26 protein-coding genes, 1 tRNA gene and 1 other annotated feature are annotated in these 26,965 nt (G+C 35.7%); of the genes, 26 read left to right on the top strand and 1 reads right to left on the bottom strand.

Annotated elements, in window-relative coordinates; genetic code table 11:
• Positions 1 to 225: 225 nt before the first annotated feature.
• Positions 226 to 293 (top strand) — a sequence feature (ribosomal protein L21 leader region).
• Positions 294 to 304: 11 nt separating this feature from the next.
• The 14 genes from rplU to coaE all read left to right on the top strand — a co-directional run bounded on the left by rplU (position 305) and on the right by coaE (position 11,465).
• The gene (gene rplU, locus HMPREF1864_RS00835) at positions 305 to 610 is read left to right on the top strand and encodes a 50S ribosomal protein L21 (protein WP_062570949.1); all 306 of its coding nucleotides are present in this window, start codon (positions 305 to 307) and stop codon (positions 608 to 610) included.
• The gene (locus tag HMPREF1864_RS00830) at positions 610 to 948 is read left to right on the top strand and encodes a ribosomal-processing cysteine protease Prp (protein ID WP_062570948.1); all 339 of its coding nucleotides are present in this window, start codon (positions 610 to 612) and stop codon (positions 946 to 948) included. The genes rplU and HMPREF1864_RS00830 overlap by 1 nt, the downstream gene beginning before the upstream one ends.
• Positions 941 to 1,240, top strand: a complete 300-nt coding sequence (rpmA, locus tag HMPREF1864_RS00825) for a 50S ribosomal protein L27 (RefSeq protein ID WP_005956665.1) — start codon at positions 941 to 943, stop codon at positions 1,238 to 1,240. The genes HMPREF1864_RS00830 and rpmA overlap by 8 nt, the downstream gene beginning before the upstream one ends.
• A gap of 147 nt (positions 1,241 to 1,387) precedes the next feature.
• Positions 1,388 to 2,656: a GTPase ObgE gene (obgE, locus tag HMPREF1864_RS00820; protein WP_062570947.1), complete on the top strand. Its 1,269-nt coding sequence runs from the start codon at positions 1,388 to 1,390 to the stop codon at positions 2,654 to 2,656.
• 12 nt (positions 2,657 to 2,668) lie between these two features.
• The gene (yhbY, locus tag HMPREF1864_RS00815) at positions 2,669 to 2,956 is read left to right on the top strand and encodes a ribosome assembly RNA-binding protein YhbY (RefSeq protein WP_062570946.1); all 288 of its coding nucleotides are present in this window, start codon (positions 2,669 to 2,671) and stop codon (positions 2,954 to 2,956) included.
• Positions 2,956 to 3,564: a nicotinate-nucleotide adenylyltransferase gene (gene nadD / locus HMPREF1864_RS00810; protein ID WP_062570945.1), complete on the top strand. Its 609-nt coding sequence runs from the start codon at positions 2,956 to 2,958 to the stop codon at positions 3,562 to 3,564. The genes yhbY and nadD overlap by 1 nt, the downstream gene beginning before the upstream one ends.
• Positions 3,554 to 4,120: a bis(5'-nucleosyl)-tetraphosphatase (symmetrical) YqeK gene (gene yqeK / locus HMPREF1864_RS00805; protein WP_062570944.1), complete on the top strand. Its 567-nt coding sequence runs from the start codon at positions 3,554 to 3,556 to the stop codon at positions 4,118 to 4,120. The genes nadD and yqeK overlap by 11 nt, the downstream gene beginning before the upstream one ends.
• Positions 4,121 to 4,124: 4 nt before the next feature.
• Positions 4,125 to 5,003: an LCP family protein gene (locus HMPREF1864_RS00800; RefSeq protein WP_062570943.1), complete on the top strand. Its 879-nt coding sequence runs from the start codon at positions 4,125 to 4,127 to the stop codon at positions 5,001 to 5,003.
• 8 nt (positions 5,004 to 5,011) lie between these two features.
• A complete protein-coding gene (rsfS, locus tag HMPREF1864_RS00795) occupies positions 5,012 to 5,356 on the top strand; it encodes a ribosome silencing factor (RefSeq protein WP_062570942.1) in 345 nt (114 codons plus the stop codon).
• A gap of 1 nt (position 5,357) precedes the next feature.
• On the top strand, positions 5,358 to 5,735 hold the full coding sequence (locus tag HMPREF1864_RS00790; protein WP_062570941.1) for a RidA family protein: 378 nt from the start codon (positions 5,358 to 5,360) through the stop codon (positions 5,733 to 5,735).
• 49 nt (positions 5,736 to 5,784) lie between these two features.
• On the top strand, positions 5,785 to 6,075 hold the full coding sequence (locus HMPREF1864_RS00785; protein ID WP_062570940.1) for a rhodanese-like domain-containing protein: 291 nt from the start codon (positions 5,785 to 5,787) through the stop codon (positions 6,073 to 6,075).
• Between the two features lie 372 nt (positions 6,076 to 6,447).
• Positions 6,448 to 8,082 carry a DEAD/DEAH box helicase gene (locus tag HMPREF1864_RS00780; RefSeq protein ID WP_062570939.1) on the top strand — a complete coding sequence of 545 codons (1,635 nt, stop codon included), beginning with the start codon at positions 6,448 to 6,450 and terminating at the stop codon, positions 8,080 to 8,082.
• A gap of 145 nt (positions 8,083 to 8,227) precedes the next feature.
• Positions 8,228 to 10,885 (top strand): DNA polymerase I, encoded by a 2,658-nt coding sequence (gene polA / locus HMPREF1864_RS00775; protein WP_062570938.1) that lies wholly within the window; start codon positions 8,228 to 8,230, stop codon positions 10,883 to 10,885.
• Positions 10,872 to 11,465, top strand: a complete 594-nt coding sequence (gene coaE, locus HMPREF1864_RS00770; protein ID WP_062570937.1) for a dephospho-CoA kinase — start codon at positions 10,872 to 10,874, stop codon at positions 11,463 to 11,465. The genes polA and coaE overlap by 14 nt, the downstream gene beginning before the upstream one ends.
• A 95-nt stretch (positions 11,466 to 11,560) precedes the next feature.
• Here the strand turns inward: coaE and HMPREF1864_RS00765 are convergent.
• A tRNA-Trp gene (locus HMPREF1864_RS00765) sits at positions 11,561 to 11,636 on the bottom strand.
• 144 nt (positions 11,637 to 11,780) lie between these two features.
• Here HMPREF1864_RS00765 and HMPREF1864_RS00760 point away from each other — a divergent pair.
• From HMPREF1864_RS00760 to HMPREF1864_RS00705, 12 genes are all read left to right on the top strand, one after another.
• Positions 11,781 to 11,972, top strand: a complete 192-nt coding sequence (locus HMPREF1864_RS00760; protein ID WP_062570936.1) for a type II toxin-antitoxin system HicA family toxin — start codon at positions 11,781 to 11,783, stop codon at positions 11,970 to 11,972.
• Between the two features lie 30 nt (positions 11,973 to 12,002).
• The gene (locus tag HMPREF1864_RS00755) at positions 12,003 to 12,404 is read left to right on the top strand and encodes a type II toxin-antitoxin system HicB family antitoxin (protein WP_062570935.1); all 402 of its coding nucleotides are present in this window, start codon (positions 12,003 to 12,005) and stop codon (positions 12,402 to 12,404) included.
• Between the two features lie 332 nt (positions 12,405 to 12,736).
• Complete coding sequence (gene pheS, locus HMPREF1864_RS00750) at positions 12,737 to 13,759, top strand: phenylalanine--tRNA ligase subunit alpha (protein WP_062570934.1); 1,023 nt, start codon at positions 12,737 to 12,739, stop codon at positions 13,757 to 13,759.
• A gap of 10 nt (positions 13,760 to 13,769) precedes the next feature.
• Positions 13,770 to 16,145, top strand: coding sequence for a phenylalanine--tRNA ligase subunit beta (pheT, locus tag HMPREF1864_RS00745; protein ID WP_062570933.1), 2,376 nt, complete (start codon positions 13,770 to 13,772; stop codon positions 16,143 to 16,145).
• 10 nt (positions 16,146 to 16,155) lie between these two features.
• Positions 16,156 to 16,707: a cell division protein ZapA gene (gene zapA, locus HMPREF1864_RS00740; RefSeq protein ID WP_062570932.1), complete on the top strand. Its 552-nt coding sequence runs from the start codon at positions 16,156 to 16,158 to the stop codon at positions 16,705 to 16,707.
• Positions 16,694 to 19,033, top strand: a complete 2,340-nt coding sequence (locus HMPREF1864_RS00735; RefSeq protein ID WP_062570931.1) for a U32 family peptidase — start codon at positions 16,694 to 16,696, stop codon at positions 19,031 to 19,033. Before zapA ends, HMPREF1864_RS00735 begins: the two co-directional genes overlap by 14 nt.
• Positions 19,026 to 21,401, top strand: a complete 2,376-nt coding sequence (locus tag HMPREF1864_RS00730) for an endonuclease MutS2 (protein ID WP_062570930.1) — start codon at positions 19,026 to 19,028, stop codon at positions 21,399 to 21,401. Before HMPREF1864_RS00735 ends, HMPREF1864_RS00730 begins: the two co-directional genes overlap by 8 nt.
• A gap of 9 nt (positions 21,402 to 21,410) precedes the next feature.
• Positions 21,411 to 23,120 (top strand): arginine--tRNA ligase, encoded by a 1,710-nt coding sequence (gene argS, locus HMPREF1864_RS00725; RefSeq protein ID WP_062570929.1) that lies wholly within the window; start codon positions 21,411 to 21,413, stop codon positions 23,118 to 23,120.
• Positions 23,121 to 23,124: 4 nt separating this feature from the next.
• On the top strand, positions 23,125 to 23,898 hold the full coding sequence (locus tag HMPREF1864_RS00720) for a hypothetical protein (RefSeq protein WP_062570928.1): 774 nt from the start codon (positions 23,125 to 23,127) through the stop codon (positions 23,896 to 23,898).
• Positions 23,899 to 24,087: 189 nt separating this feature from the next.
• Positions 24,088 to 24,915, top strand: coding sequence for an exodeoxyribonuclease III (locus HMPREF1864_RS00715; RefSeq protein ID WP_062570927.1), 828 nt, complete (start codon positions 24,088 to 24,090; stop codon positions 24,913 to 24,915).
• Between the two features lie 13 nt (positions 24,916 to 24,928).
• Complete coding sequence (gene pgeF / locus HMPREF1864_RS00710; RefSeq protein ID WP_062570926.1) at positions 24,929 to 25,651, top strand: peptidoglycan editing factor PgeF; 723 nt, start codon at positions 24,929 to 24,931, stop codon at positions 25,649 to 25,651.
• Positions 25,652 to 25,730: 79 nt separating this feature from the next.
• Positions 25,731 to 26,834 carry a tetratricopeptide repeat protein gene (locus HMPREF1864_RS00705; RefSeq protein WP_062570925.1) on the top strand — a complete coding sequence of 368 codons (1,104 nt, stop codon included), beginning with the start codon at positions 25,731 to 25,733 and terminating at the stop codon, positions 26,832 to 26,834.
• Positions 26,835 to 26,965: the final 131 nt, after the last annotated feature.

The following is a 26,965-nucleotide window of genomic DNA, read 5'->3' as shown; positions in this document are numbered from 1 at the left end:
TTTTTATAAGTTAATAAATTTTTATAAAGTCAGAGACTTTTATGACAAAGTAAGATATTATAATCTTATAAAGATTAATAAAGTCATAAATTTTTATAAAGTTATAATTTTTTATAAAACCATAATTTTTTACGAGCTTATGAATTTTTATGATAAGAAGAGAATCCTATAAAGTCATAAATATTTATAAAATTTCTTTACAAAGTTTGGTCCATGTGATAGAATACATTGATGTAACCGCACAGAATAGGTTTTAAACTTAGGTACCTAGGATGGCGAGTCTTGTAATGAGGAGGTGCTACAAATGTACGCAATTATTGAAACAGGCGGAAAACAATACACTGTTGAAGCTGGTGACAAACTTAGAGTTGAAAAACTAGATGCAAAAGAAGGCGACGTTGTAACTTTTGACAAGGTTGTTTTTGTATCAGGTGACGAGCCAAAAGTTGGTACTCCATACGTTGAGGGTGCTAAGGTTGAAGCTAAGGTATTAGCTCAAGCTAAGGCTAGAAAAGTTATTGTATATAAATACAAATCTAAGAAAAACGAAAGAAAGAAAAACGGACACCGTCAACCATACACTTTAGTTGAAATTTCAGGTATTAACTAATGACTAGGATTGACCTTTACAAAAAGGGCGATTATTACTATGGATTTAAGTCTTGTGGTCACGCAGAGGGAGAATTTGACAAACTTGTCTGCTCCAGCATATCAACTCTCACTCAAACCCTATACTTTACCTTGATAGATAAGTTGGGAGTAAGTGAAGGTGACATTAGGGACTCACAGGGCGACGGAATGTTAAAAATAGAAATTTTAAAAAGTGATATTTTTAAAAGAAATGATATTCAAACTTGTTTTGAATTTATGATTAAGGGGATAGAACTCATTGACGAGGCCTATCCAGGATATTTGACACTAAAGAAGGTGGAGGTGCAAAATGATTAAATTTGATTTATTGCTTTTTTCTTCAAAAAAGGGAGCAGGTTCTTCTAAGAACGGTCGTGACTCAAACTCAAAAAGACTTGGAGTTAAGAGAGGCGACGGACAATTTGTTCTAGCAGGTAACATCATCGTTAGACAAAGAGGAACTAAAATCCATCCAGGTGAAAATGTAATGAGAGGGTCAGATGACACTTTATTTGCAACAGCTGATGGAATTTTAAGATTCACAACTAAGGGCAAGGGCGGAAAGAAATTCGCTAATGTTTACCAAGAAGAAAAAGTTGAATTAGCATAAAGATGAAGCAAGGGAAACCTTGCTTTTATTTTTTTAAGAGTAAAGTCTAATTTTCACAAAGATTTTACATATTTGATACAAGGTTCAAGTTTTCACTACAATTCTGTGCTAATTCTGTGATATAATTTTAGAAAATGTGAGGTAAAAATGTTTATAGATATAGCTAAAATTAAATTAAAAGCTGGAAAAGGTGGAGATGGCGCTGTCGCTTGGCGAAGAGAGAAATTCGAACCAGCAGGAGGACCAGCTGGTGGCGACGGAGGCAGAGGTGGCAATGTAATTGTAATGACAGACTCTGGACTTCACACTTTGATGGACTTTAGATACAAAAGAGAATACAAGGCCGAAAACGGACAAAACGGCATGAGCAAATTAAAGTTTGGAAAAGACGGAGAAGATATTGTCCTAAAGGTACCAGTGGGAACCCTAATTAGGGACGCTAATACTAAGGGAGTTATCTACGACTTAAAGGAAAATGGCATGGCTGTAACTGTTTGCAAGGGTGGACGTGGTGGCATGGGTAATGCCAGGTTCAAGACTTCTACTAGACAGGCACCAGCCTTTGCTCAAGCTGGTAACATGGGAGAAGAAAGAGAGATAATATTAGAACTTAAACTCCTTGCTGATGTGGGACTTGTTGGTTTCCCTAACGTAGGTAAGTCAACCCTACTTTCTATAGTTACATCTGCTAGACCAAAGATTGCCAATTATCACTTTACAACCCTTACTCCAAACCTTGGAGTTGTAAAAATTGATGAAGGCGAATCCTTTGTTATAGCAGACATACCTGGACTTATTGAGGGAGCATCTGAAGGAGTTGGTCTCGGAGACGAATTCCTAAAACACGTTGAGAGGACAGGAATCCTCATCCACGTCCTTGATGTTTCTGGATCAGAACATAGGGACCCAGTTGAAGACTTCTACAAGATAAATGAAGAACTTGTGAGATACAATGAAAAGCTGGGAGAAAAGAGACAAATTATTTTTGCCAACAAGACTGATGTACCAGGGGCAGAAGAAAATCTCAAGAAACTAAGAGAAGAACTTGGGGACAAGTATGAAATAATTGCCGGCTCCTGTGCCACAACTGAAAATGTAGACAAGCTAATGAAGGAAACCTACAGACAACTTCAAGAAGTGGACTACACAGATTATGAAACTTACGACATAGAACACGTAGAAGAAGTTAAGAGAGAAGAAGGCATCAGGGTCTATAAGGACCAAGGAGAATACTTTGTTGAAGGGCCTTACATTGACAAGCTCCTTCGCTCCACAAACTTCGATGATTACGATTCACTTAAATACTTCCAAGAAAACCTTAGAAAGAATAAGGTTGTAGAAAAACTAGAAGAACTTGGAGCCCATGATGGCTGCTCAGTATTTATTGGCGAATACGAATTTGAATTTTTTGAATAAGCAGGTGATAGAATGTTAACAGGAAAAGAGAGAGCCTACCTAAAGAGCCTTGCCCACAATATGGACCCACTTATCCAACTGGGAAAAGATGGAATAAACCAAGGCTTTTTAAGTCAAATAGATAAACTATTAGAAGACCATGAAATTGTAAAAATCAATGTCCTACAAAACGCACCAGTGGAAGTTGACGAAATTGTCGACGACATCCTTGATGCAACAGGAGCAGAATTTGTCCAAAAGATTGGCAAGAAGCTTACAATTTATAGGGAATCTAAAGAAAACAAAAAAATAGAATTATAATGAAAAAGTACGGAATTTTTGGAGGCAGCTTTAACCCAATCCACTATGGTCACCTCATGATATGTGAGTATATCAAGGAGGAGATGGGCCTGGACAAGGTAATTTTTATACCAACAGGTAACCCACCCCACAAGGACCTTGAGGTTTCAGCAAAGGACAGGTATGAGATGGTTAGACTTGCCATCTCCCCAAACCCAGATTTTGAAATATCAGACATAGAGACCACTAGGGTCAAGATGTCCTACACAGTAGACACCATTAGGGAACTGAAAAAAATCTACAGAGAAGAAAAACTATACTTTTTGATAGGCTTGGATTCCATCTTCCAACTTAAGACTTGGATGAAGATAGGCGACCTATCCAAGGAGATAGAATTCGTAGTAGCCCTAAGACCAGGCTACATTAACAAAGACGAAATAAATAGGGAGATAGACTTTTTAAGAGAAAACTTTGGGACGAAGGTAAATCTTATAAATACTCCCCTCTATGAAATTTCTTCAACAGACCTAAGAGATAGGATCCGTGAGGGCAAGTCTCTAAGATATTTAATTCCAAAAAAAGTTCTAGATTATATAGAAGAAAGTGGGTTTTATAAAGGTGACCTATAATTTAAAAAAATATGAAAAAGAAATACGTGACAGGATAGGCGAAAAAAGATTTCTCCACACCTTAAGGGTTAGAGATACTGCCCTAGAACTTGCAAAGATTTATGAAGTAGACCAAGAAAAGGCAGAAGTGGCAGGATTTTTACACGACTGTGCCAAGATAAGAGACCATGAGGAGCTTATAAAGGCGGCAAAGGAAGCTGGACTTCTCCTAACAAAGGAAATGATCAAGGCACCACAAATCATCCACTCCTATCTTGGGGCTATCTATGCAAGAGACCTTTATGGGATAGAAGATGAGGACATCCTAAATGCCATCACCTATCACACAACAGGCAGGGCAAATATGTCAGACCTAGAAAAAATAATTTTCTTAGCAGATTACATCGAGCCTATGAGAAACTTTGATGGGGTGGAAAGGGCAAGACAACTTGCAAAGAAAGACCTTGACGCAGCCATGTATTTCGCACTAAATAACACATTAAAATTTTTAGTTGACCATGACACTTATATAGTGCCAACAACAGTAACAGCTAGAAATTATTATAAGGAGTGTTGAATCCTTGAAAACTTTTTTTAAAGCCTTTTTTACAACAATAATATTAATACTAATACTTGCCCTTGCAGGAGTAGCAGGCTACTTCTACTTCTTTGAAGACGAAGATGCTGACAAGATAGACCAAGGAAGGGAAGACCTACAATTCTTGATGCTGGGAGTAGACTCCCTTGATGCAAAGAAAGCAGACAATGCAAGGTCCGACACAATAATGGTAGTCAACCTAGACGGCAAGACTGGAAAAGTAAATATAATTTCAATCCCAAGAGATACCTACACAAAGATAAAGGGTTACAAAAAGACAAAAATCAACCATTCATTTAAGTTTGGTGGAAGTGAACTTACCCTTGACACAGTTAATAAACTCCTTGGAACAGATATAAAATATTACGTTACAGTGGACTACAGGTTTGTAGAAGACGTGGTAAATAAAATAGGTGGAGTAGAAGTTGATGTCCCAATAGATATGAAATACAAGGACCCAACAGCAGACCCACCACTAACAATAGACATAAAGGCAGGAAGGCAAAACCTAATGGGCTACGATGCCATAGGATTTTTGAGATTTAGGAAGGGATACAAGAATGCCGACCTTGGTAGAGTAAAGGCACAACAACAATTTATGTCAGCCATCCTCTCAAAGATGAAAGATCCAAAGACCCTAGTCAAGGCACCACTCCTACTTTCATCCTATGTATCTTACACAGAAAACAACATACCTGTAAAGAAACTTATAAAAATCGCAGCAAAAATGCGTCACGTGACAAGTGAAGACATAGTTACTAACACCCTACCAGGAGCACCAAAATATATGGGAGGAGTTTCCTACTTCATACCAAATGAAAACAAAATACAAGTAATGTTATTGGAAAATAATTTTAAATAGGAGGTAACATGACAACTCAAGAAAAATTAGACATTATCGTAAAATCTTGTGAAGACAAGAAGGGGATTGACATCAAGGTCCTAGACATTAAGGGCATGACATCAATCGCAGACTACTTTGTAATAGTAAGTGGTAACTCATCATCACAAGTTGATGCCCTAACAAGAGAAATTGACGAAAAATTATCTGAAAAGGGAGAAAAACCACAAAATCAAGAAGGTAAAAATTCATCAAGGTGGATAATCTTAGACTTTGGCGATATAATAGTACATGTATTCCACAAGGATGAAAGAGAATACTACAATCTAGAAAGATTGTGGGAAGAAAACCACGAAACAAAAGAGGAGGAGTAAAATGGTAAAAACATTACACACAGATAAGGCACCAGCAGCAGTGGGACCTTATTCACAAGCAACAGAAGCAAACGGATTTATATTCACATCAGGACAACTTCCATTAGTTCCAGAAACAGGGGAACTAATCACTGATGACATCAAAAAAGCAACAGCAAGAAGTCTTGACAACATCAAGGCAATCCTAGAAGAAGCAGGCTCAAGCCTAGACAAGGTTGTAAAAGTTAACATCTTCCTAGACGATGTAAATGACTTTGCAGCAGTAAACGAAGTATATTCAGAATACTTCGCAAACCACAAACCAGCAAGATCTTGCGTAGAAGTAGCAAAGCTACCAAAGGGTGGCCTTCTAGAAATCGAAGCAATAGCAGTAAAATAATTTCTAAAGAGGACCCGAGAGGGTTCTTTTTTTTAATAACGAGGTAGACATGAAAGAAATAAATGTTAACGAGATAGGTAGGGTCGTGGACCCGATAGTTATAGATGTGCGTGAGGACTACGAGCTAAAAGAAACAGGCACTATAAAGGGTGCCATCCACATCCCTATGAATGAAGTCCCAAATAGACTGGGCGACATACCAAAGGACAGAGAAGTCTATATCCTCTGCAGGTCAGGAGTGAGGTCCTACAACGTAGCAAAATATCTAAACCAAATAGGATATGAAGCCATAAACCTTGATGGCGGTATAATAAACTACAAGGGCGACTTGGTTAAGTAAGTAGTAAAAACTTGCAAGTTAATATAAAATTACAAGTTAATATAAAATAAGAAGTTAATAAAAAATTTTAAGTTAATAGAAAGTAAACAAATCCCACAGGAGAAATCTTGTGGGATTTTTGAGTGGGACTTTTGACTTCTCATTAAGTAATACTTTCTTGCAGAGTTAAGATTTCCTATTAACGTAATAGCTTTCTACAAATTTATAATTTTTTACGACTCTGTGATTATTTACAAACTCATAATATTTTAAGTAAATGTCAATCTTATAAACTTTTTAATGTTTTTTGTGTTATAATGTCTTAAGAAAGAACTTGAAGGACCGAGGGAATCTCGGTCTTTTTTTATTTTTAAAATAGATTAGGAGAATATATTGAGATTTAGTGATTTAATTTTATCAAAGGAAGTTTTGCAGGCAATTGATGATATGGGTTTTGAAAGTCCATCTGAGGTCCAAGAGGCTACTATACCTCTTATCTTAGAAGGTCGTGACGTACTCGCTCAAGCCCAAACTGGTACTGGCAAGACCGCTTCTTTTGGGATACCAATGATTGAAGGAATAGAAGATAAGAGACATGACTTGCAGGGACTTGTTCTTGTTCCAACAAGGGAGCTTGCAAGACAAGTTTCTGATGAGTTGAAAAAGTTAGCCAAGTATAAAAAGTTCATCAATATTGTGCCCATTTATGGTGGTGCTGATATGAGTAAGCAACTTCGTGACCTAAAGAAAGGAGCAAACATAGTAGTTGGTACTCCGGGAAGGGTTATGGACCACATGAAGAGAAAGACTATTGTGCTTGATGACTTAAAGTTTTTGACTCTTGATGAGGCTGACGAGATGTTTGACATGGGCTTTAGGGATGATATGAAGACTATTATCGAGAAGACTAACCCTCATAGGCAAACTTTATTTTTCTCAGCAACTTTTGACAATGATATAAAGGAATTTTCAAGACTATATCAAGTTGATCCTGCTAAAGTTATTATTGAGAAGAAGGAACTTACTGCTGAGAAGATTGAGCAATTTTATCTTGAACTCAACAGGAATATGAAGACAGAAATTTTAAACAGACTCATCCTCATCCACAAGCCGAAGAAGTCTATAATCTTCTGCAATACCAAGAGGATGGTGGAGGCTCTCGAGGTTGAGATTGCTCAAAGGGGTTACAAGGTTGACTCCCTCCATGGGGATATGCGTCAGTCATCAAGGGATAATGTTATGAAGAAGTTTAGAAATGGGACTATTGATGTCTTAATTGCCACTGATGTTGCTGCTCGTGGTCTTGATGTGTCTGACATTGACCTTGTCTTCAACTACGACTTGCCACAACAAGCTGAGTATTATGTTCACAGGATAGGACGTACTGCAAGGGCTGGCAAGAAGGGTGCTTCCTTTACCTTTGTAACTAGCAAGGATTATCCAAAGTTTAGGGAAATCGAAAAGTATGCAAACATAAAGATGGAAAAGATAAAGCTACCTACTAAGGCTGATGTTGAGAGGGAGAGTCTTGACAACCTCTTTGACAAGGTCAAGAAGAATATAATAAGAGCTGAGGACCAAGAGAACTACACAGAAGTTTTAAATAAACTATTGGCTGAGGGCAACAGCCTCTACGATATTTCTACATCTCTTCTAAAGATGGTGAATGAGTCATCTAACAAGACAAAGATAAAGAATCTTGATAGGGTTGACTATGGTAAGAAGTTTGAAATGTCTAAGAAGTCTGACTCTTCTAAGAGGAAGTCCAAGGACAAGGGCATGAAAAAAATTAAGGGGCCAAAGATTTTTATTAACAAGGGCAAGAGAGACGACCTTGACTCTCGTGATATCATTAAGTTCCTTGGCAAGTACACTAATCTTACACCTAGCGATATTGGGAGGATTAATATTATGCCGAACTTCAGCTTCGTAGAAATTCCAAAAAATATGATTAAGGATGCCATAAGAGATATTGATGGCAAAAATCTTAAGGGCAAGTCTATTAAGGCAGAGTATTCTGAAAAATAATTTTTATGAGTTAATAAATATTAAAAAGTAAATTTTAAAAAAATAAATTTTAAAATTTCCCCAGGTGGAGTTCACTCACTTTGGGATTTTTATTTGCAAATTTTATTTATTTCAATCTTTGTTATAATAGACCTAGGAGGTTTTTATGGATAACAAATTTTTAATTATAGATGGAAGTTCTCTCTTCTTCAGGGCCTTTTATGCTCTGCCACTTCTTAAGACTAAGAGGGGACTTTATACAAATGCAATTTATGGTTTTGTCATGATGGTAGAAAATGCCATTGATAAGATCAAGCCAACTCACCTTGCAGTTTGCTTTGACATGAAGGGGAAGACTTTTAGGTCAGAGATTTACAAGGACTATAAGGGAACTAGGCAAAAAACTCCTAACGAGTTGGAACAACAATGGCCTCTTGTGCGTGAGATCTTGGGCTACATGAATGTAAAAATTCTTGAGTCACCAATTTATGAGGCTGACGATATTGCCGGTACTCTTTCGAAGCTTGGGACTGAAGAAGGTTTTGAAAATTATCTTTTGACAGGGGACAAGGACTATTTTCAACTTGTAAATGAAAAGACTAAGGTCCTCTTCACTCGCAAGGGCATCACTGACATAGACATTATGACAGTGGAAAAGATTAAAGGAGATTATGGGATTGAGCCTCTTGAATTCATTGAACTAAAGGCTCTTATGGGAGATTCATCTGACAACATACCAGGGATTTATGGGATTGGAGAAAAGACTGGCCTTAAATTAATTCATGACTTCCACACTATTGAAAATCTTTATGACAATATTGATGAAGTTTCTGGCAAGAAGTTAAGGGAAAAATTAATTGATGGAAAGATGTCTGCTTTTATGAGTAAGAAGCTGGGAACAATTGTAAAGGATGTTCCTCTTGAAGAAAGCCTTGATGACTTCAAAAAAGTCGACTACGATTATGAAAAGTTGTCAGAACTTTATCGTGAGTTTGAGTTCAACTCTATGTTAGATAGGCTTCCAGAAGAATATCGCAAGGAAGAAGTGGAGGAAATCTCCCAAGACAACTTTGAATTTGTTGAAATAAAAGACCTAAAGGAAATTGAAAAAGAATTAAAGGACAAGAAGTCTCTTGCCTTTAAATTTATTACAGATGGAAAGATTTATGAAGATGTGAAGCCCATCTATCTTGCAGTCAAGGTCAAGGACTCAGAAGTCAAGCTTATTTCTTATGAGGACATAGACTTTGACATCTTGAAAAAGCTTATGGAAGATGAAGAGCTAGAGAAGCTTGGATATTCTTTAAAGGAAGATATTATCATCCTAATGGGCCTTGGGATTGACATCAAAAACTATTCCCACGACGTTGAAATTGCAGAATATTTATTAAATTCAACTAAGTCAGACTATGACATCAATAAAATTTCCATGGACTACTTTAAAAATGGTTACTTGGACCTTGAAGACCTACTTGGCAAGGGAGCAAAGAAGAAAACTTATGCCGACTTAGATAAGGTTGACCTCTTTAAGTATTTTGCCTTTGTCTTAAACACAATTTATAGGTTAGAGGACCTTCAAAAGAAAAAAATTGATGAAGAGGAGATGACAGCTCTCTACCAAGATATGGAGCTACCCCTTGTTGAAGTCCTTGCATCAATGGAATATGTAGGCATCAACACTGATGAGGCAGTCCTTGATGAAATTGACGAGCAAATTATTGAAAAATTAAAAACTTTGGAAGAGAAAATTTATGATGAAGCTGGAGAAAAATTTAACATAAATTCGCCAAAGCAATTGGGTGCAATCTTATTTGACAAGATGGACTTTCCAGTTATTAAAAAGACTAAGACTGGTTACTCAACTTCTGCAGATGTATTGGAAAAGTTACGTGGCAAGGGCGAGATAATCGACAAAATCTTGGACTATAGGAAGTTCTCCAAGTTGAAGTCAACTTATATTGACGGTTTAAAGGCTGTTATAAATAAAAAAACTAAGAGGATTCACTCAAGGTTTATGCAAACAGTGACTGCCACTGGAAGGATTTCTTCAATTGATCCAAACCTACAAAATATTCCAATAAAAACTGAAGAAGGACGATTAATAAGAAAGGCCTTCTTGGCATCAGAGGGTGGAGTCCTAGTTGACGCCGACTACTCACAAATTGAACTTAGAGTCTTAGCTGCCTTATCAGATGACAAGGAGATGCTTGATGCCTTTAAGCATGGACTAGACATCCACAGAAAAACTGCATCAGAAGTCTTTCATATAGACTACGATCAAGTTGAGGACCGTCAAAGATATGAAGCCAAGGCAGTAAACTTTGGAATTGTATATGGAATTTCCGACTACGGACTTTCACAAAATTTAAACATACCAAGGAAGGCTGCCAAGGAATATATTGATAACTATCTTGGTCATTTTGTGGGAATAAAAGACTATATGGCAGAAGAAATTAAAAATGGCAAGGACAAGGGCTATGTGGAAACAATCTTCAAGAGAAGGAGATACATCCCAGAACTAAATGCCAAGAACTTCAACATTAGAAGCTTTGGAGAGAGAATTGCTCTTAACACTCCTATCCAAGGGTCAGCTGCCGACATCATAAAAATTGCCATGGTGAAAGTTTACAATGAACTTAAGAAGAGAAATTTAAAATCAAAATTAATAATTCAAATTCATGACGAGCTTGTTGTTGACACAGCAGAAGATGAAATTGAAGAAGTGAAAGAACTTATGAAGGACCTAATGGAAAACTCTGTGGACTTAAATGTAAAATTGTCTGTGGATATGAATACGGGAAAGAATCTATATGAGTCCAAATAAAATCATTGGATTGACAGGATCAATCTCAACAGGCAAGACCCAGGTGTCAAATTATTTAAGGCAAAGAGGAGAAAATCTTATCGACGCCGATTTAATTGCAAGAGAAGTTGTGGACCTTGAACCAGTTAAAGGAAAAATAAAAAAAGTCTTTGGAGATGACATCTATAAGGATGATAAACTGGACAGGGAGGCTCTTGGAGAAATTGTCTTTAGGGACGAGGACAAGAGGAAGGTCTTAAATGAAATTGAGCACCCAGAGATTTATAGGATAATCTTAGAAGAGATAAAAAATTCTGCGGGCAGGGTCTTTGTGGATATACCACTTCTCTTTGAAGCCAAGCACTTAAATGAAAAATATGGCTTAGACTTTGATGAAGTTTGGCTTGTATATGTAAGTAGGGAAACGCAAATTGTAAGACTTATGAAGAGAGACAAGATAAGCAGGGGCTACGCACTAGAAAAAATAAATTCGCAAATGTCTGTTGAGGACAAAAAAGTTATGGCAGACGTCATAATAGATAACTCAGGAAGCTTGGAAGAAACCTTTCGCCAAGTAGAAGAAAATTTAAAAAGATTATAAAAAGAGATGTGTTGGGCCGACCTAACACATCTTTTAGATTGCTTTAAAATTATAAATGGAAATAAAAAAACTGACTGCATACGCAATCAGTATCTTGGCAGGGGTAGCAGGACTCGAACCCACGACACTTGGTTTTGGAGACCAATGTTCTACCAACTGAACTATACCCCTACAACAGATTACATAATACCAAATTTTTAATTGCTTGTAAAGAGAATATTATTTTTTGCAAAATTACATGTTATAAAAAATAACATAAACATTTACACGTGTGATTAATACGTGTATAATTATAAGCGTAAGGAGGAATTGTTTATGGCCAAAACAAAGCCTTACAGAAAAGTTGTCAAAATTCTAAAAGATAATGGTTGGGTTCACACGAGAACTGATGGCTCTCATGAAATTTATGTAAAAGATGGAAAAGCCTGCCCTGTAAAGTGCAGCAAGAAAGATATTCCATCAGGAACTTTAACGAGTATTGAAAGAATTACGGGGCTAAAATTTTAGCCCTGACAACTTCCATAGAGGAGTGATTTTATGAAAGATACCTATACATTTCCCTGTATTATAAAATTTGATGAAGAAGATAAGATTTATTATGTTAGATTTCCAGATATTGAAGAAGCTTTTACAGATGGAGATAGCTTAAAGGAAGCAGTGTATAATGCACAAGAAGTTTTAGGACTTGTTATTTATGAGAGAGAGAAGATGGGTAGAGAAATTCCTAAAACAACAGAGTCTATGATAAAGACTGGAGAGAATGAATCATTATCCTATATTTCTGTGTGGATGCCTCTAGTTAGAGACAGAATAGAGGAAAAATCTGTAAAAAAAACCTTGACCATACCCAAGTGGTTAAATGATCTTGCAGAAGAAAATAATGTAAATTTTTCACAACTTCTACAAGTAGCTATAAAAAAATATATTGGATTAAATTAAGAGTGGTTGAGCAATCACTCTTTTTTGTTTGTAAACAAATTAATAAAACTAAAATATAAAATCAAAAAAAAGTGAAAATTTAATTTTATTTCTCATTTTAAAAATATAAAATCAAAAAAAGTGAAAAATTTGATTTTATTTCACAATAAAATTGATTTAATAAGAAATTGAATTGCCATTGTAAAAAGTGATGTAAGAATCAAAGCTTGAAAAAAATTTAAGATATAATTAAAAAAATGATTTAATAGGTGATAAAAAGGCGATATGCTTGATTTTGTTTAAAAATTTTTTGCAACTATGTTATAATTATATATTATGAATTGGAGGTCAAAATGAAAGAAAAATTAATTGGAATCAAAGATGAATCCATGAAACTTTTAAATGAAGTTAAGACAATTAAAGATATAGATGAACTGAAAGTTAAGTACTTAGGTAAGAAGGGAGAGATTACTCAAATCCTAAAGAGTATGAAGGATCTTTCCAAGGAAGAAAGACCTGTAATGGGTGCCCTTGTCAACGAAGTGCGTGAAGAGATTGAAAAGGCTCTTGAAGATAAAAAAACTGAGTTAAATGTAAAAATCTTGGAAAAGAAACTTCACGACGAGAGAATTGATGTTACTTTAAAGACTGACGATATTGTTTTAGGACATAGGCATCCTTTAAAGAAGACGCTTGAAGATCTTGAAGACTTATTTACCCACATGGGCTTTACTGTTTACGATGGTCCAGAGATTGAAACTGTTGAAAACAACTTTGATCTTCTTAATGCACCTAAGGACCACCCATCTAGAGATATGTCTGATACTTTTTATTTTGATAAGAATACAATTCTTAGGTCGCAAACATCTCCTGTCCAAATTAGGGCAATGAAGGAACATGGCGCTCCAATTCGCATGATATGTTCTGGTAGAGTTTTTAGGTCTGACGAAGTTGACGCAACTCACTCTCCAATGTTCCATCAACTTGAGGGACTTGTTGTTGATGAAAAGATTTCTGTTGCCAACTTAATTGACACCCTAAATTATTTTGTTAAGGCCTTCTTTGGTGAAGAAGTTAAGACAAGATTTAGGCCTCACTACTTCCCATTCACTGAGCCAAGCCTTGAAGTTGATACGACTTGTACTTCATGTGGCGGCAAGGGATGTAGTGCTTGTAATCACACTGGCTGGTCTATGGAACTTTTGGGTTGCGGTATGGTTCACCCAAATGTTCTTAGAAACTGTGGTATTGATCCCGAAAAGTATTCTGGTTTTGCCTTTGGTATGGGTATTGACAGAATTGCAATGGTAAGGTACAAGATTACAGATATTAGAATGATGTTTGAAAACAACAAGAAGTTCTTGGAACAATTTTAAGGAGATATAAATGTTATTACCGATTAAATGGCTTAAAGATTATGTTGATTTCGATTTTGATATAAAAAGACTTGCAGATGGACTTTCTAATTCTGGTTCTCATGTTGAATCTATTATTATTCCATCTGAAGGCTTAGATAAAATTGTAGTTGGAAGGATAGAAAAAATTGAAAACCACCCAGATGCAGACAAGCTTGTTATTTGTTCTGTAAATGTTGGTGACGAAGTTCTTCAAATAGTTACTGGCGCTAAAAATGTTTTTGAGGGAGCTATTGTTCCCGTTGCCCTTCATGGTTCTACTGTGGCTGGTGGCACAAAAATTAAGAAAGGCAAGCTTCGTGGTGTTGAATCCAATGGTATGCTTTGCTCCCTAGAAGAACTTGGTTATGAAACTTCAGTTATTCCTAAGGAAGCTCGTGATGGAATTTTCATCTTCCCTGAAGGAACTGAAATTGGTGGATCTGCTATGGAAGCTCTTTTCATGGACAATGAAATTCTTGAATTTGAAATCACACCAAATAGACCAGACTGCCTAAGTATTATGGGAATGGCTGTGGAAACTGCTGCATCCTTTGACTTAAAGACTAAGCACAAGGAAATAAAGATCGAAAATCAAGTTGATGATTTTTCTGATTATTTTGATGATATTGAAATAGATACAGAAAATTGCACAAGATATTATTCAAAGATACTTAAAAATATAAAAATTGGACCATCTCCACTATGGCTACAAGCCTACCTAATGCAAGCTGGAGTTAGACCAATTTCAAATATTGTTGACCTTACAAACTTTGTAATGCTTGAATATGGTCAACCTCTTCATGCTTTTGACCTAGACAGACTTCACTCTAAAAAAATTGTCGTTAGGATGGCAAAAGATGGTGAAGAAACAGTTACTCTTGATGGAGAAACAAGAAAGTTAAAGTCTGACGATATTTTAATTACTGATGGTCAAGAAATCATTGGTCTTGCAGGAATTATGGGTGGACTTGATTCTGAAATCACTGACAAAACTGTAAATGTTTTATTAGAAGGAGCTAATTTCAACAAGGAAAATATTAGGAAGACTTCAAGAAGACTTAACCTAAGAAGTGAAGCATCTTCAAGATTTGAAAAGGGTCTTGATCCTAATCTTGCTAAGAAAGCTGTTGACAGAGTTTGTCAACTTGCATCAGAGTTGGGGATTGCCGAAGTGGTAGATGGATCTAAGGATGTTGGAAACTTCTCTAAGGAAGAAAAAGAAATTAAACTTAGACATCAAAAACTTGTGGACCTAATTGGAGTTGACTTCACAATTGAAGAGGTTGCAAATATTTTAAATAGATTAGAAATTGAAACTGAAATAAAAGGCGACTATCTTGTTGCAAAAATTCCAAGTGTAAGACTTGACCTTGACATAGAAGAAGATCTAATTGAAGAAGTTGCAAGAGTTTATGGCTATGATAAGATTGAACCTAAAAAGCTTATGGGAACTTTAACAGTTGGTAGAAAACCTAGATTTAGAAATGTTGAAGACAGGATCAAAAATCTTTTAACTGGTCTTGGCTATTCTGAATTTATGACTTACTCCTTTGTGAGTCCATCTTCTTATGAAAAGGCAAATTACCAAGAAGATGAAAAAAATATTATAAGAATTCTAAACCCATTGGGAGAAGATTACTCGGTTATGAGGACAACTCTGGTACCTTCAATGATTGATGCCCTTGCTAAAAACTATGCAAGGGGCAACGAAAATGTTGGTGGATTTGAAATTGGAAATACTTTCTTCCCAACAGAAGGTGAACTTCCAAGTGAAAAGTTAAAATTAACTATGGGCTTCTATGACCTAGGCGACTTCTACTACCTAAAGGAATCAATCGAAAAAATCCTTTGGTTCTTGGGCATTAATAAGCTAGAAGTTAGGAGAAAAGAAGCAAGCTTCTTGCACCCAGGCAGGTCTGCAGAATTCCTATTAAATGGAGAAAGTCTTGGAGTATTTGGAGAAGTACATCCAAGGGTTCTTGAAAACTATGGCTTAAAGAAAAAAGCCTATGTTGCAGAACTTGACTTTGAAAAAATCGTAGAAAACACAATTGACAACTACACTTACAAGGACCTTCCTAAATATCCAACAATGAAGAGGGACTTTGCCTTCATTATAGATAGGGATGTTGACTCAGTTGACCTTGAAAAAGTTGCGAAAAAATATGGTAAGGACCTTCTTGAATCCTTTAAGGTATTCGACATTTATGAAGGTGAAAATATAGAAGAAGGAAAGAAATCTGTTGCCTTCTCCCTAGTATTTAGGGCGGCAGACAGGACTCTTGAAGAAAGTGAAGTTACAGAAATTTGTGAAAAAGTAGTTGCTGAGATTGAAAGTGAAATTAAAGCTAAACTAAGATCCTAAGGAGGCTATTATGTCCCATGCGAAGAGAATCGAAGTTAATATCGATGGCATGAAGTTTTATGTCATGGGTAATGACAACGAAAAGTATATTAAGGATCTTGCAGCTGACCTTGATGAAAAAATAAAGGAAACTGCGAGAACTAATTACAAATTGAATCAAGTACAAACTCTTGTCCTTTGTGCCCTCAATGTCTTAGATGACTTTGAAAAGATGAAGTCTGACAAGGACGACTTGGCAAGCACCAGCGATGACAAAAAGGAAATCATGGAGAAGATGGAAGAAATCAAAGATTTGAAGAGGCAACTTTTGATTTTTGAAGAAGAAAACAAAAAGTCCAACAAGTCTTATAGGGACCTTCAGGAGAAAACTCTTGAACTAGAGGACAGAAACAGGAAACTAAACAGGGACCTTATGGATAAGAACCAGGTCCTAACAGAAGCTAAAGAAGAAATCAAAAAACTTGAGGAAAGCATCTCTAATCTTGAAGAAAAAAACAACTCTGCATCGAGAAGGATAATTGACCTATCGAGAGAATTGGAAAATATTTATGAAGAGAAATAAATATGAATTGTTAGCACCTGCAGGTGATATGGCAGCTCTTAAGGCTGCTGTGTCAGCAGGTGCTAATGCCATTTATTTGGGTTATGATGAATTCTCTGCCAGAGCCAAGGCCAAGAACTTCAACAAGGAAGAACTTGAAGAGGCAATTGAGTATGCTCATCTAAGAGGGGTGGAAATTTATGTAACCTTTAACATTTTAATTGCAGACTTCGAATTCAAGAGGGCAATGAAAAGTGTTAAGATGCTTTATGACATTGGTGTTGATGCTTTTATCCTTCAAGACATTGGGATTGCAGCAAAAATTAGGGAGGACTTTCCAGATTTTGAACTCCACGCATCTACTCAAATGGCAGTAAACAATTACTACGGAGCAAAATTTTTAAAAGATATGGGTTTTTCAAGACTTGTACTTGCTCGTGAAACTCCTATTTTTGAAATTGAAAAAATAAAAGACTTAGACATAGATGTGGAGACCTTTATTCATGGGGCCCTTTGCGTTTCTTACTCTGGTCAGTGCCTAATGTCATCAATGATTGGGGGCAAGTCAGGGAATCGTGGCGAATGTGCCCAAGCTTGTAGAAGGTCTTATGAGATTGTGGACTTTGATGGCAAGAAGCTAGCCAATAGACTTTACTATCTTTCTCCCAAGGACCTAAACACCCTTGGCGATGTGGCAAAAGTTATAAAGGCTGGTGGCTATTCTCTTAAAATCGAAGGTAGGATGAAAAACCCCGAGTACGTCTACACAGTGGTTTCTTCTTATAAAAAATCCCTTGAAGGAAAACTACAAGAGGAGGACAAGGAAGATACTATCCAAGTATTCAACAGGGGTTTTACAAAGGGACTTTTTAACGGAGACTTTGGTAGGGACTTCACTTCCTATGACAGACCTGACAACAGGGGAATAGAAATCGGTAGAGTCTTAGAAGTTGGTAAAAATTTTGCGAAAATAATTTTTGACACAGACATCTTTGAAGGTGACGGACTAGAATTTAATTCTTCCAAGGGAAGATTTGGGATGAAGTCCAAAGAATTTTATAAGGCTGGACAAGTTTATCAAGTTGAACTATTTAAAAGACCTCTAGAAAATTCAAAAATTAACAGGACCTACTCAAAGAAACTCTATGAAAAAATTGATGAGAAGATAGCTTCCTATGACTACAAGAGAAAAGTGAATGTGGACTTAAAGATTAAAATTGGAGAAAATCCAAAAATTTATCTCAAGTCAGGTGACCTTGAAGGGTCTTACACCTTAGACAGGTTAGTTGAGCCAGCTAAGAAAGCTGGCTTAGAAAGAGAAAGAGTTATTGAAAATATTTCGAAAACTGGAGACAGTATTTTTGAGTTAGAAAATATAAATTTGGACCTAGATAACAATGCCTTTCTTCCAATTTCATCTATCAATGAACTTAGAAGAGAAGGGTTAAAGATCTTAGAAGATAAAATTTTAAGTGAATCTATTGAAAAGGTTCAAGTCGAAAATAAATTACAAGTTCATGAAAATAAAATAAAAGCAGAGAAATCTCTTATAAAAGTATTTTTCAACAAGTTTAAAGATTTAGAGAAGACAGATTTAAATAAAATCGACGAAATAATTATCAGAGCCAAGGACTTAGAAAAATTTAAAAAGTCCTACGGCGATAAAAATATTTCGATTTATTTGGATAAATTTTATTCCTACGACGAACTTGAAAGACTTAGAGCATACATTTTAAAAAACAAAAACCTTAAGGGACTTTGGATAAATAATCTTTCAGAATACTATATCTTTAAAGATGACGGACTTGAACTCAACGCAGATATTGGACTAAATATCTTCAACAAAAATTCACTAGACTTCTTTAAGGACCTTGGATTTAAGTCGGCAACTTTATCGCCAGAGATGAATAGTGGACAAATTCAAAATATAATTAAGGGGCAAGACATGGAAGTCAATGTGATTTCTTATGGGAGGGTCCCAGTGATGACAATGAAGCACTGTCCTTACTCCATTGAAAAAAATTGTAAGGACGAAAGAAACTGTCCAAGCTGTAAGTCTAAGAACTACCTCTTAAGAGATGAAAAGTCAGTGGACTTTGAAGTTTTGAGGCAAAACACTTTTACAGAAATCTTTAACTCATATCCAATTTTATTAGACGGCTACGTGAACAAGCTAAAAGAAAATAAAATTAGCCTTATTTTCTTGGCAGATGAGTTTACTAATGAAGTCATAGACTTATACAAGAACTACAATGAAGAATACTTTTATAAACTAAAAGGAAAACTAGAAGACAAGTACCAAGCGGTTACTAAGGGACATATAAATAGGGGGATTGTCAGTGGATAATTCTTTAAAGAGAGCATCAAAGACTTTGGAGTTTGACAAGGTCTTAGTTGAACTTAAAAAACTTGCCAGTGCAAGTATCACAAGTGAATATATTGACCAGGTTGAGATTTCTACCCAATACGAAGTTGTAAAAAATAGACTTAACGAAACTCATGAAGCCCTAAAATTAATTATTGCCAAGGGTGAGCCTCAATTATTTGGCATTGTTGACATTAGGTCAATAATCAAGAGGACAGAAATCGGTGGGGGCTTAACAGCAGGAGGTCTCTTACAAGTTTCTGACTTTTTAAGAGTTTCTCGTGGCTTAAAGACTTATCTCAAGAAGGATTCTTTCAACAGTGACGAAGAAGTAAAGTTAGAATACATTGACAAGCTAATTAATGATCTTTACACAGACAAGAGTTTAGAAGATGAGATAAGCTCAAAAATTATTTCTGAAGAAGAAATTGCTGACGATGCTTCTCGTGAACTTTTGAGAATTAGAAGGGGCATAGTGGCAAAAAAGGATTCCATAAAAACAAGGCTAAATGGAATTTTATCTTCTCACGCAGACTTCTTGCAAGATGCCCTAGTTACCCTTCGTGATGGAAGGTACGTTGTTCCTGTTAAGATTGAAAATAAGTCCAGGGTCAAGGGGCTTGTCCACGACATTTCTGGTTCAGGACAGACTGCCTACATTGAACCCGTGGCAGTTGTGGAAGCCAACAACGACTTAAAGGAATTATATATAAAAGAAAATTTAGAAATCGAAAAAATACTTAAAGAACTTTCAGAGTTAGTTGGAGAAAGAAGCGAAGAAATAAAATCAAACCAAGAGAAATTAGTTGAGCTTGATTTTATTTTTGCCAAGGCAAGACTAGGATTAAATTATCGTGCCAATATGCCAAAGCTAAATCGTGAAGGCAGGATAAATTTAATAAAGGCCTACCACCCCTTCTTAGACAGAAAGATTGCAGTGCCAATAGACATAAACTTGGGGATAGACTTTACATCACTTATTGTCACAGGGCCAAACACAGGTGGTAAGACAGTAAGTATTAAGACAGTGGGTCTCTTGACCTTGATGACACAATTTGGACTCTTAATACCAGCTGATGAAGCATCGGAGATTGCAGTTTTTGAAAAAGTTTTTGCAGACATTGGCGATGAACAATCCATTGAGCAGTCTCTCTCAACTTTTTCATCTCATATGGTGAACATTGTCTACATCTTAAAAAATGTAACGCCGAACTCCCTGGTTCTCTTTGACGAACTTGGAGCTGGAACGGACCCAACAGAGGGTGCTGCTCTTGCAAGGTCAATCATGGACTTTATGTTGGAGAGAAAGATAAGATGCATCTCCACATCCCACTACAATCAATTAAAAATTTATGCACTGACAACTGATGGAGTTGCCAATGCCAGCATGGAGTTTGATGTTGATAGCCTATCTCCAACCTATAGACTTTTAATTGGAGTCCCAGGCAAGTCCAACGCCTTTGAAATTTCTAGGAGGTTGGGACTTCCTGATGAGATAATTGGAGAGGCAAAAAATCTCTTGAGCTCAGAAAACATTGAATTCGAAGACGTCCTTCAATCCATTGACGAGGACAGGACAAAAATTCGTGAGTACAGGGAAGAACTTGAGAGAGAAAAAGTTGATTTAGAAAAAGAAAACAAGAGGCTTCAATCAAAAATTAAAAAGCTAGAAGATCAAAAGGAAAAGATTTTAGAAAAATCACGTGAAGAAGCCAAGAGACTTTTATTAAACACTAAAGAAAATGTTGATATAATTTTATCTGAAATAAGCGAAGCCAGGGACAAGATAAGTTCTGAAAATTCTAAAAAAATTCAAGAGGCTCAGGACCTCTTGCGTGAAAGCATAAAAAATGCCAGGGACAGATCAGAACTTGAAATAACAAGATCAGCCAACCCAATAAGAGAAATAAAAGTTGGCGACAAGGTGAGGACATCACTTGGTAATCTTGCAACTGTCTTGGAGCTTCCAGATAAAAAGGGCAACGTCTTAGTCCAATCGGGCATAATGAAAATGAATATGCCAAAGGATTCCCTAACAAGGATTGATGTCCAAGAGGACACAACTAAGAACAACACTAGAAGCATTCTGAAGAACAAGGCCACAAATGTTAAGAGTGAAATTGACATTAGGGGCAAGAATTTTGAAGATGCCAAAGATATTGTTGATAAATATTTAGATGATGCCTATCTTTCTGGCTTAAAATCCGTTAGAATAATTCATGGAAAGGGCACAGGTGTCCTTAGACAAAAGTTAAGAGAACAATTTAGGAATGTTAAGATTATAAAGTCCTATAAAGATGCAGAATATAATGAGGGTGGCGACGGTGTAACTGTAGTTACCCTTAAGTAAGGAGTCAAGATGATAAATTTTAGAGAAGAAATAATAAAAATACTTGATGAAAAAATCGATGGCCTTGATGCCAAAGAAATCGACAAGATGATAGAAGTGCCACCAAACTATGAACTTGGTGATTTTGCTTTTCCGGTTTTTAGTCTAGCAAAGATTTACAGAAAAAATCCAGCTATGATTGCAGAAGAATTGGCAGGACAAATTGATTCAAAATATTTTGAAAAAGTTGAAAATAAAAATGCCTACCTAAACTTTTATATCAACAAGTCCATATTAGTGGAAGAAATCCTAAGAGAAGCTGCTGATAGAAAAGAAGACTTTGGCAAGACAAACTATGGAGATAATAAAAATGTAATCGTAGAATACTCTTCTACAAATATTGCAAAGCCCTTCCACATTGGTCACATTAGATCAACTGTTATTGGAGATTCACTAAAGAGAATTTATGACTTCTTGGGCTTTAACACGATTGCCATTAACCACCTTGGGGACTATGGAACTCAATTTGGTATGCTTATCTATGCCTACAAGACTTGGGGCAGCAAGGCAGCAATTGAAAATGATCCAATTAATGAACTTTTAAAACTTTATGTTAAGGTAAATGGAGTTTGTGAAGAAGATGAAAGTGTTAAGGACGAGTGTCGTTATTGGTTTAAGGAACTTGAAAATGGAAATCCTGAAGCTGTAGAAATTTGGCAATGGTTTAAGGAAGTTTCTCTTAAGGAATTCAACAGGGTTTATGACATGCTTGACATTCACTTTGATTCTTACAATGGAGAATCCTTCTATTCTGACAAGATGCCAGGACTTATTGAAGAACTTAGAGAGAAAAAAGTTCTTGAAGAATCACAAGGTGCAGAAGTTATTAACCTAGAGGAGTATGACTTGCCACCAGCAATTGTTGTTAAGTCTGATGGAACAACAATTTATTTAACTAGGGACCTAGCAGCTGCTAAGTACAGACACGAAACTTACAAACCTTACAAAAATATTTATGTAGTAGGAAGTCAACAAAGTCTTCACTTCAACCAACTTAAGTCTGCCTTAAAGAAGGCTGGCTACGATTGGTACGATGAAATTGTTCACGTTCCTTTTGGTATGGTTTCTCTTGAAGATGGAACTCTTTCAACAAGAAGGGGTAAGGTAGTTTACCTTGAAGATGTACTCAACAAGGCCACAGATAAGGTTCGTGAAATTCTCGATGCAAGAGAAGAAGAACAAGGTCAAAAAATCGAAAACAAGGAAGAGCTTGCACAAACTGTTGGTATTGGTGCAATTAAATTCCAAGAACTTTTCAATGGAAGAATCAAGGACTACACATTTAATTGGGACAAGACACTTTCCTTTGAAGGAGAAACTGGACCTTACGTTCAATACGTTCACGCAAGAATTTGCTCTCTTCTTAAGAAGGGTGACTTTGACATAAATAATGAAATTGACCCAAGTCTACTTACAGAAGAAAGCGAAATAAATATTATTAGAAGTCTTTACAACTTCACTGACGTTGTTGTTGATGCTTGCGAAAAATATGAACCTTACTTCATCACAAGATACACAGTTGAACTTGCAAAGAACTTCAACAAATTCTACAACCAAACTCAAATCTTAGTTGATGATGAAAAATTAAAAAATACAAGACTTATGCTTTGCTACGCAGTTAAGAATGTAATAGCAAGTGGACTTAACTTGCTTGGCATAAAAGCACCTGAAAAGATGTGATGTAATGAATTTTTTTGAAGACTTACAATTAGTTTATAAGAAGGCAGGCAAGGATACTCTTTTAAAAATAAAGAAGGCTCCTATATTTTTAGTTTTTCCTTTTATTTATGGGATAATTTATACTTTGGGATTTTTCTTTATTGGTAACTTTCTTGGTATGGTACTTGGAGGACTAATGGGATTTGTTGCACCGCTTTTGACGTCCTTAATCCTATCAAGCTACTTTTCTGTTTTAAGTGATTTGATTTACTACAATAGAATTAGCTTTAGGAATTTTTCAAAAACTTTTATGGAATACTTTGCATCAATTTATTCAGTGTTTTTTATCCTTATGATAATTTCATTTTTGATGCCAGCTCTAGGTGGTGTGATAGGAGCAACTACTCTTGTGGGAGCAGTAATCACTCTTGCCCTTAATCCAATTGCAGAGTCAATTTATATTAAGGGAGAGTATTACACTTCAGCCTACATTCACTCACTTGAGTTTATGAAGGAAAATTTCTTACTTTGGACTATACCCTTTTTGATTTACCTTGGCATACTTCATCTCTTAGGATTTGATTTTACCTTTATGATTACAACGAATTCCATTGTAGATATTCCTCTTGGTCAAACGATAATGACAGGTCTATCTTACCTAAACCCTCTTGATCCATACAATATTAAAATTTTACTTGCCAGCATCATCACAGGTGCCTATGCAATCTTTAGGGGCAACCTCTACAGGATATTAGTTGGATCAACTAGAAGAAAGAGAGCCTATATGGGCGAGTTATAAAATTTAAATCAAGACTTGACTTCGGTCAGGTCTTTTTTTATTGCAAACTTTATGGGATTTAATAAAGTTATAAGAAGTTATGTAACTATAAATTTAAACACAAATCTTGATAAATAAAATCAAATTAAGATTGAATGAAAAAATTCTATTTGATAGGATTGAAGTATAAAATAAAATTGGAGGAATAAAATGAAAATAATTTCGTGGAATATAGATTCAATTAACGCAGCCCTAACAAGCGACTCAAATAGAGCGAAGATGTCAAGAGAAGTTCTTGCAACAATATTAAGAGAAGACCCAGACATAATTGCAATTCAAGAGACAAAGCTTCCTAAGGGTGGCCCAAGCAAAAAACACAAGGAAATCTTAGCAGAAATGTTCGCTGACTATGATTATGTTTTTGTTTCATCAGAAGAACCTGCTCGAAAGGGTTACGCAGGCAATATGGCATTCTTCAAGAAGGGTCTTGAACCAAAGGTAACTTTCCCAAAAATCGATGCGCCAGACACAATGGACTTTGAAGGAAGAATCATAACTTTAGAGTTCGACAACTTCTTCCTTACACAAGTCTACACACCAAATGCAGGTGGAGAATTAAAAAGACTTCCACTAAGACAAATTTGGGATGAAAAGTATGGCGAATACTTATCAAGACTTGATGAAATCAAACCTGTAATTGCAACAGGGGACTTCAACGTAGCTCACAAGGAGATCGACCTTGCAAACCCAGAGGGCAATAGGATGTCAGCAGGCTTCACTGATGAAGAAAGACAAGGCTTCACAAACTTATTAGCCAGGGGCTTCACTGATACCTTTAGACACATCCACGGAGATGCAGAAGGAGTTTACACTTGGTGGGCACAAAGAGTTAAGACTTCGAAGATAAATAACTCTGGCTGGAGAATTGACTACTTCATAGTTAGTGATAGGATCAAAGACCTTGTTGCAGAATCAAAAATGATTGACTCCGGGGAAAGACAAGACCACACACCAATTCTATTGGATATTAATTTATAAAAAGAGATTTAAAATGAAGTCAAAATTTTTAGAAGATAATGGTATTGCAAACTTAATCAGTGGTATGGAGTATTCTCTTTCCTATGCAAAGGAGGGCGACAAGGTCAAGGACTATGTAGCTGATATGTTAAAGAGAATGGAAATCTCACCAGATGAAATTTATTCTTGCATCCAAACTCACACAGATAAAATTGCATATTGTGATGGAGAAAATGGGAGCGACTTTGTCTATGGAAGGAACTTTCCGGACACCGATGGCCTCGTAACAGATAAGAAAAATCTTGCCCTCTTGTTAAAGTTTGCCGATTGTACTCCCATAGTTCTTTATGATAAAAATAAAAAAGTTCTTTCAATAGTTCACTCAGGTTGGAGGGGAGCACAAAAGAAAATTCCTGCTAAAGCCTTAGAAAAAATGAAGAGAGAATTTGACTCAGACCCAAGGGATATTCTCGCCTACATTGGTCCCAACATTGACATAGAAAATTATGAAGTTGGAGAAGAAGTTTATGAAGAGTTTAAAGACTTCGAGAATAGAGGAAAGTTCTTCGAAAAAATTGGAGGTACTTGGCATCTTTCTATGACAGAGGTTAATAAAGGAATTTTATTAGAGTCAGGAATAGATGAAGAAAACATAGATACCTGCAGGGAATCAACTTACAAAAACCTAGACCTTCACTCTGCAAGAAGAGAAGGCAAGACCTATGGACTTAACTCCATGATAGTCATGATGAGATAAAATTGAAAATCTAATTTTAATCTGTTAGTATTTAAAATATTATTAGAAAACAAATGAGATTAGAAATAGAGGAAATTTAATGGAAAATCTTTTTAAAGAAGAAATCAATAAAAAATTAAAAAATTTAGTTTTTATAGACTTAAAAGAAGAATACCACTTGGAGGACATTGATCTGCCATGGGGTTTTTCCTTGCCCATAAAGTTGGACTATCTTATAGAGGGAATAAAAGAAAAGGAACTAGAAGAAGAGATCAATCTTGAAAAAATAGTCGAAGCCATGGTCTACCTACTTGGAATTGACAGCGAATTTAAATACTCAAGGGACTATAAGGAAATTTTAAAAAAATTAAAAATAGATTTAAAAAACTATGCTATGCACAAGGCCTATGTAAATCAAGAAGAAGATCCTTTAGACTCTTATATCTTTTTAAAGGGATATGAGGAAGTCGCTGGAGAAGACCCAGATATAATTTTTAAAGAAGCAAACATCTTAGAGGCACTTTACAATCAAATTCATGAAAAAGACTATGAAAAAAGTGAAAAACTCTTAAACATAATAATTAAAAAATACAACAAGGTCTTAAATCTAGATGAAAATTATTCATTAGCTTACTACAGACTAGCTTACATTAACCTCGCCCTTGCCAAATATATAAAAGCCAATATGTACTTTGAAAAGTTTATAAACCTGTCAAGAGATGAAGAACTCAAAGACCAAGTGAGAAAAGAGATAGAAATAATAAGAAATAATGTTAGCTTTGACTCAGCAAAAACTTATTTATCCTATGGAGACTATGACAAGGCCATCAACCAATTAGAAAGTATAAGTGAAGACTTTGATAAGGAAGAATCCTTCTATTATACTTACGCAATTTGTTACTACAACATAGGAGAATTAGATAAGGCTGAAGAGTATGGAAAGCTATCGGTGGAAAAGAAAACCACAGAAGAAAATATAAACTTGCTTGCAACAATCTATGCAGGAAGGCAAGAGTTCACAAGATCAATTGAAATATTAGAACTTGGAATAGAAGAGATAGAAGACTCCTATCCATTGAATTACAACATGGGAATAATTTATCTCAATATGAATGAAAAAGAAAAGGGGCTAGAATATTTAGAAAAAGCTAACAAGTTAAATCAGAATAAAGACCTGGAGAAATTTATAAAAAATTTAAAATAAATATTGACAGTCCATAGAATGAGATAGTAATATATAACAGTTATCGAAAAAGGCAGCTGTTATTTTTAAAATTTAAATAAAAACATTTAAAAAAATAAAAAAACAGTTGACAGATAAATTTCTAGATGCTA

The organism is Peptoniphilus sp. DNF00840 (assembly GCF_001553125.1).
In the GTDB taxonomy this organism is placed as follows: domain Bacteria; phylum Bacillota; class Clostridia; order Tissierellales; family Peptoniphilaceae; genus Peptoniphilus_A; species Peptoniphilus_A vaginalis.
Note: the sequence above shows the minus strand (reverse complement) of the source record. Positions and strands in the feature narration are given on the sequence as shown.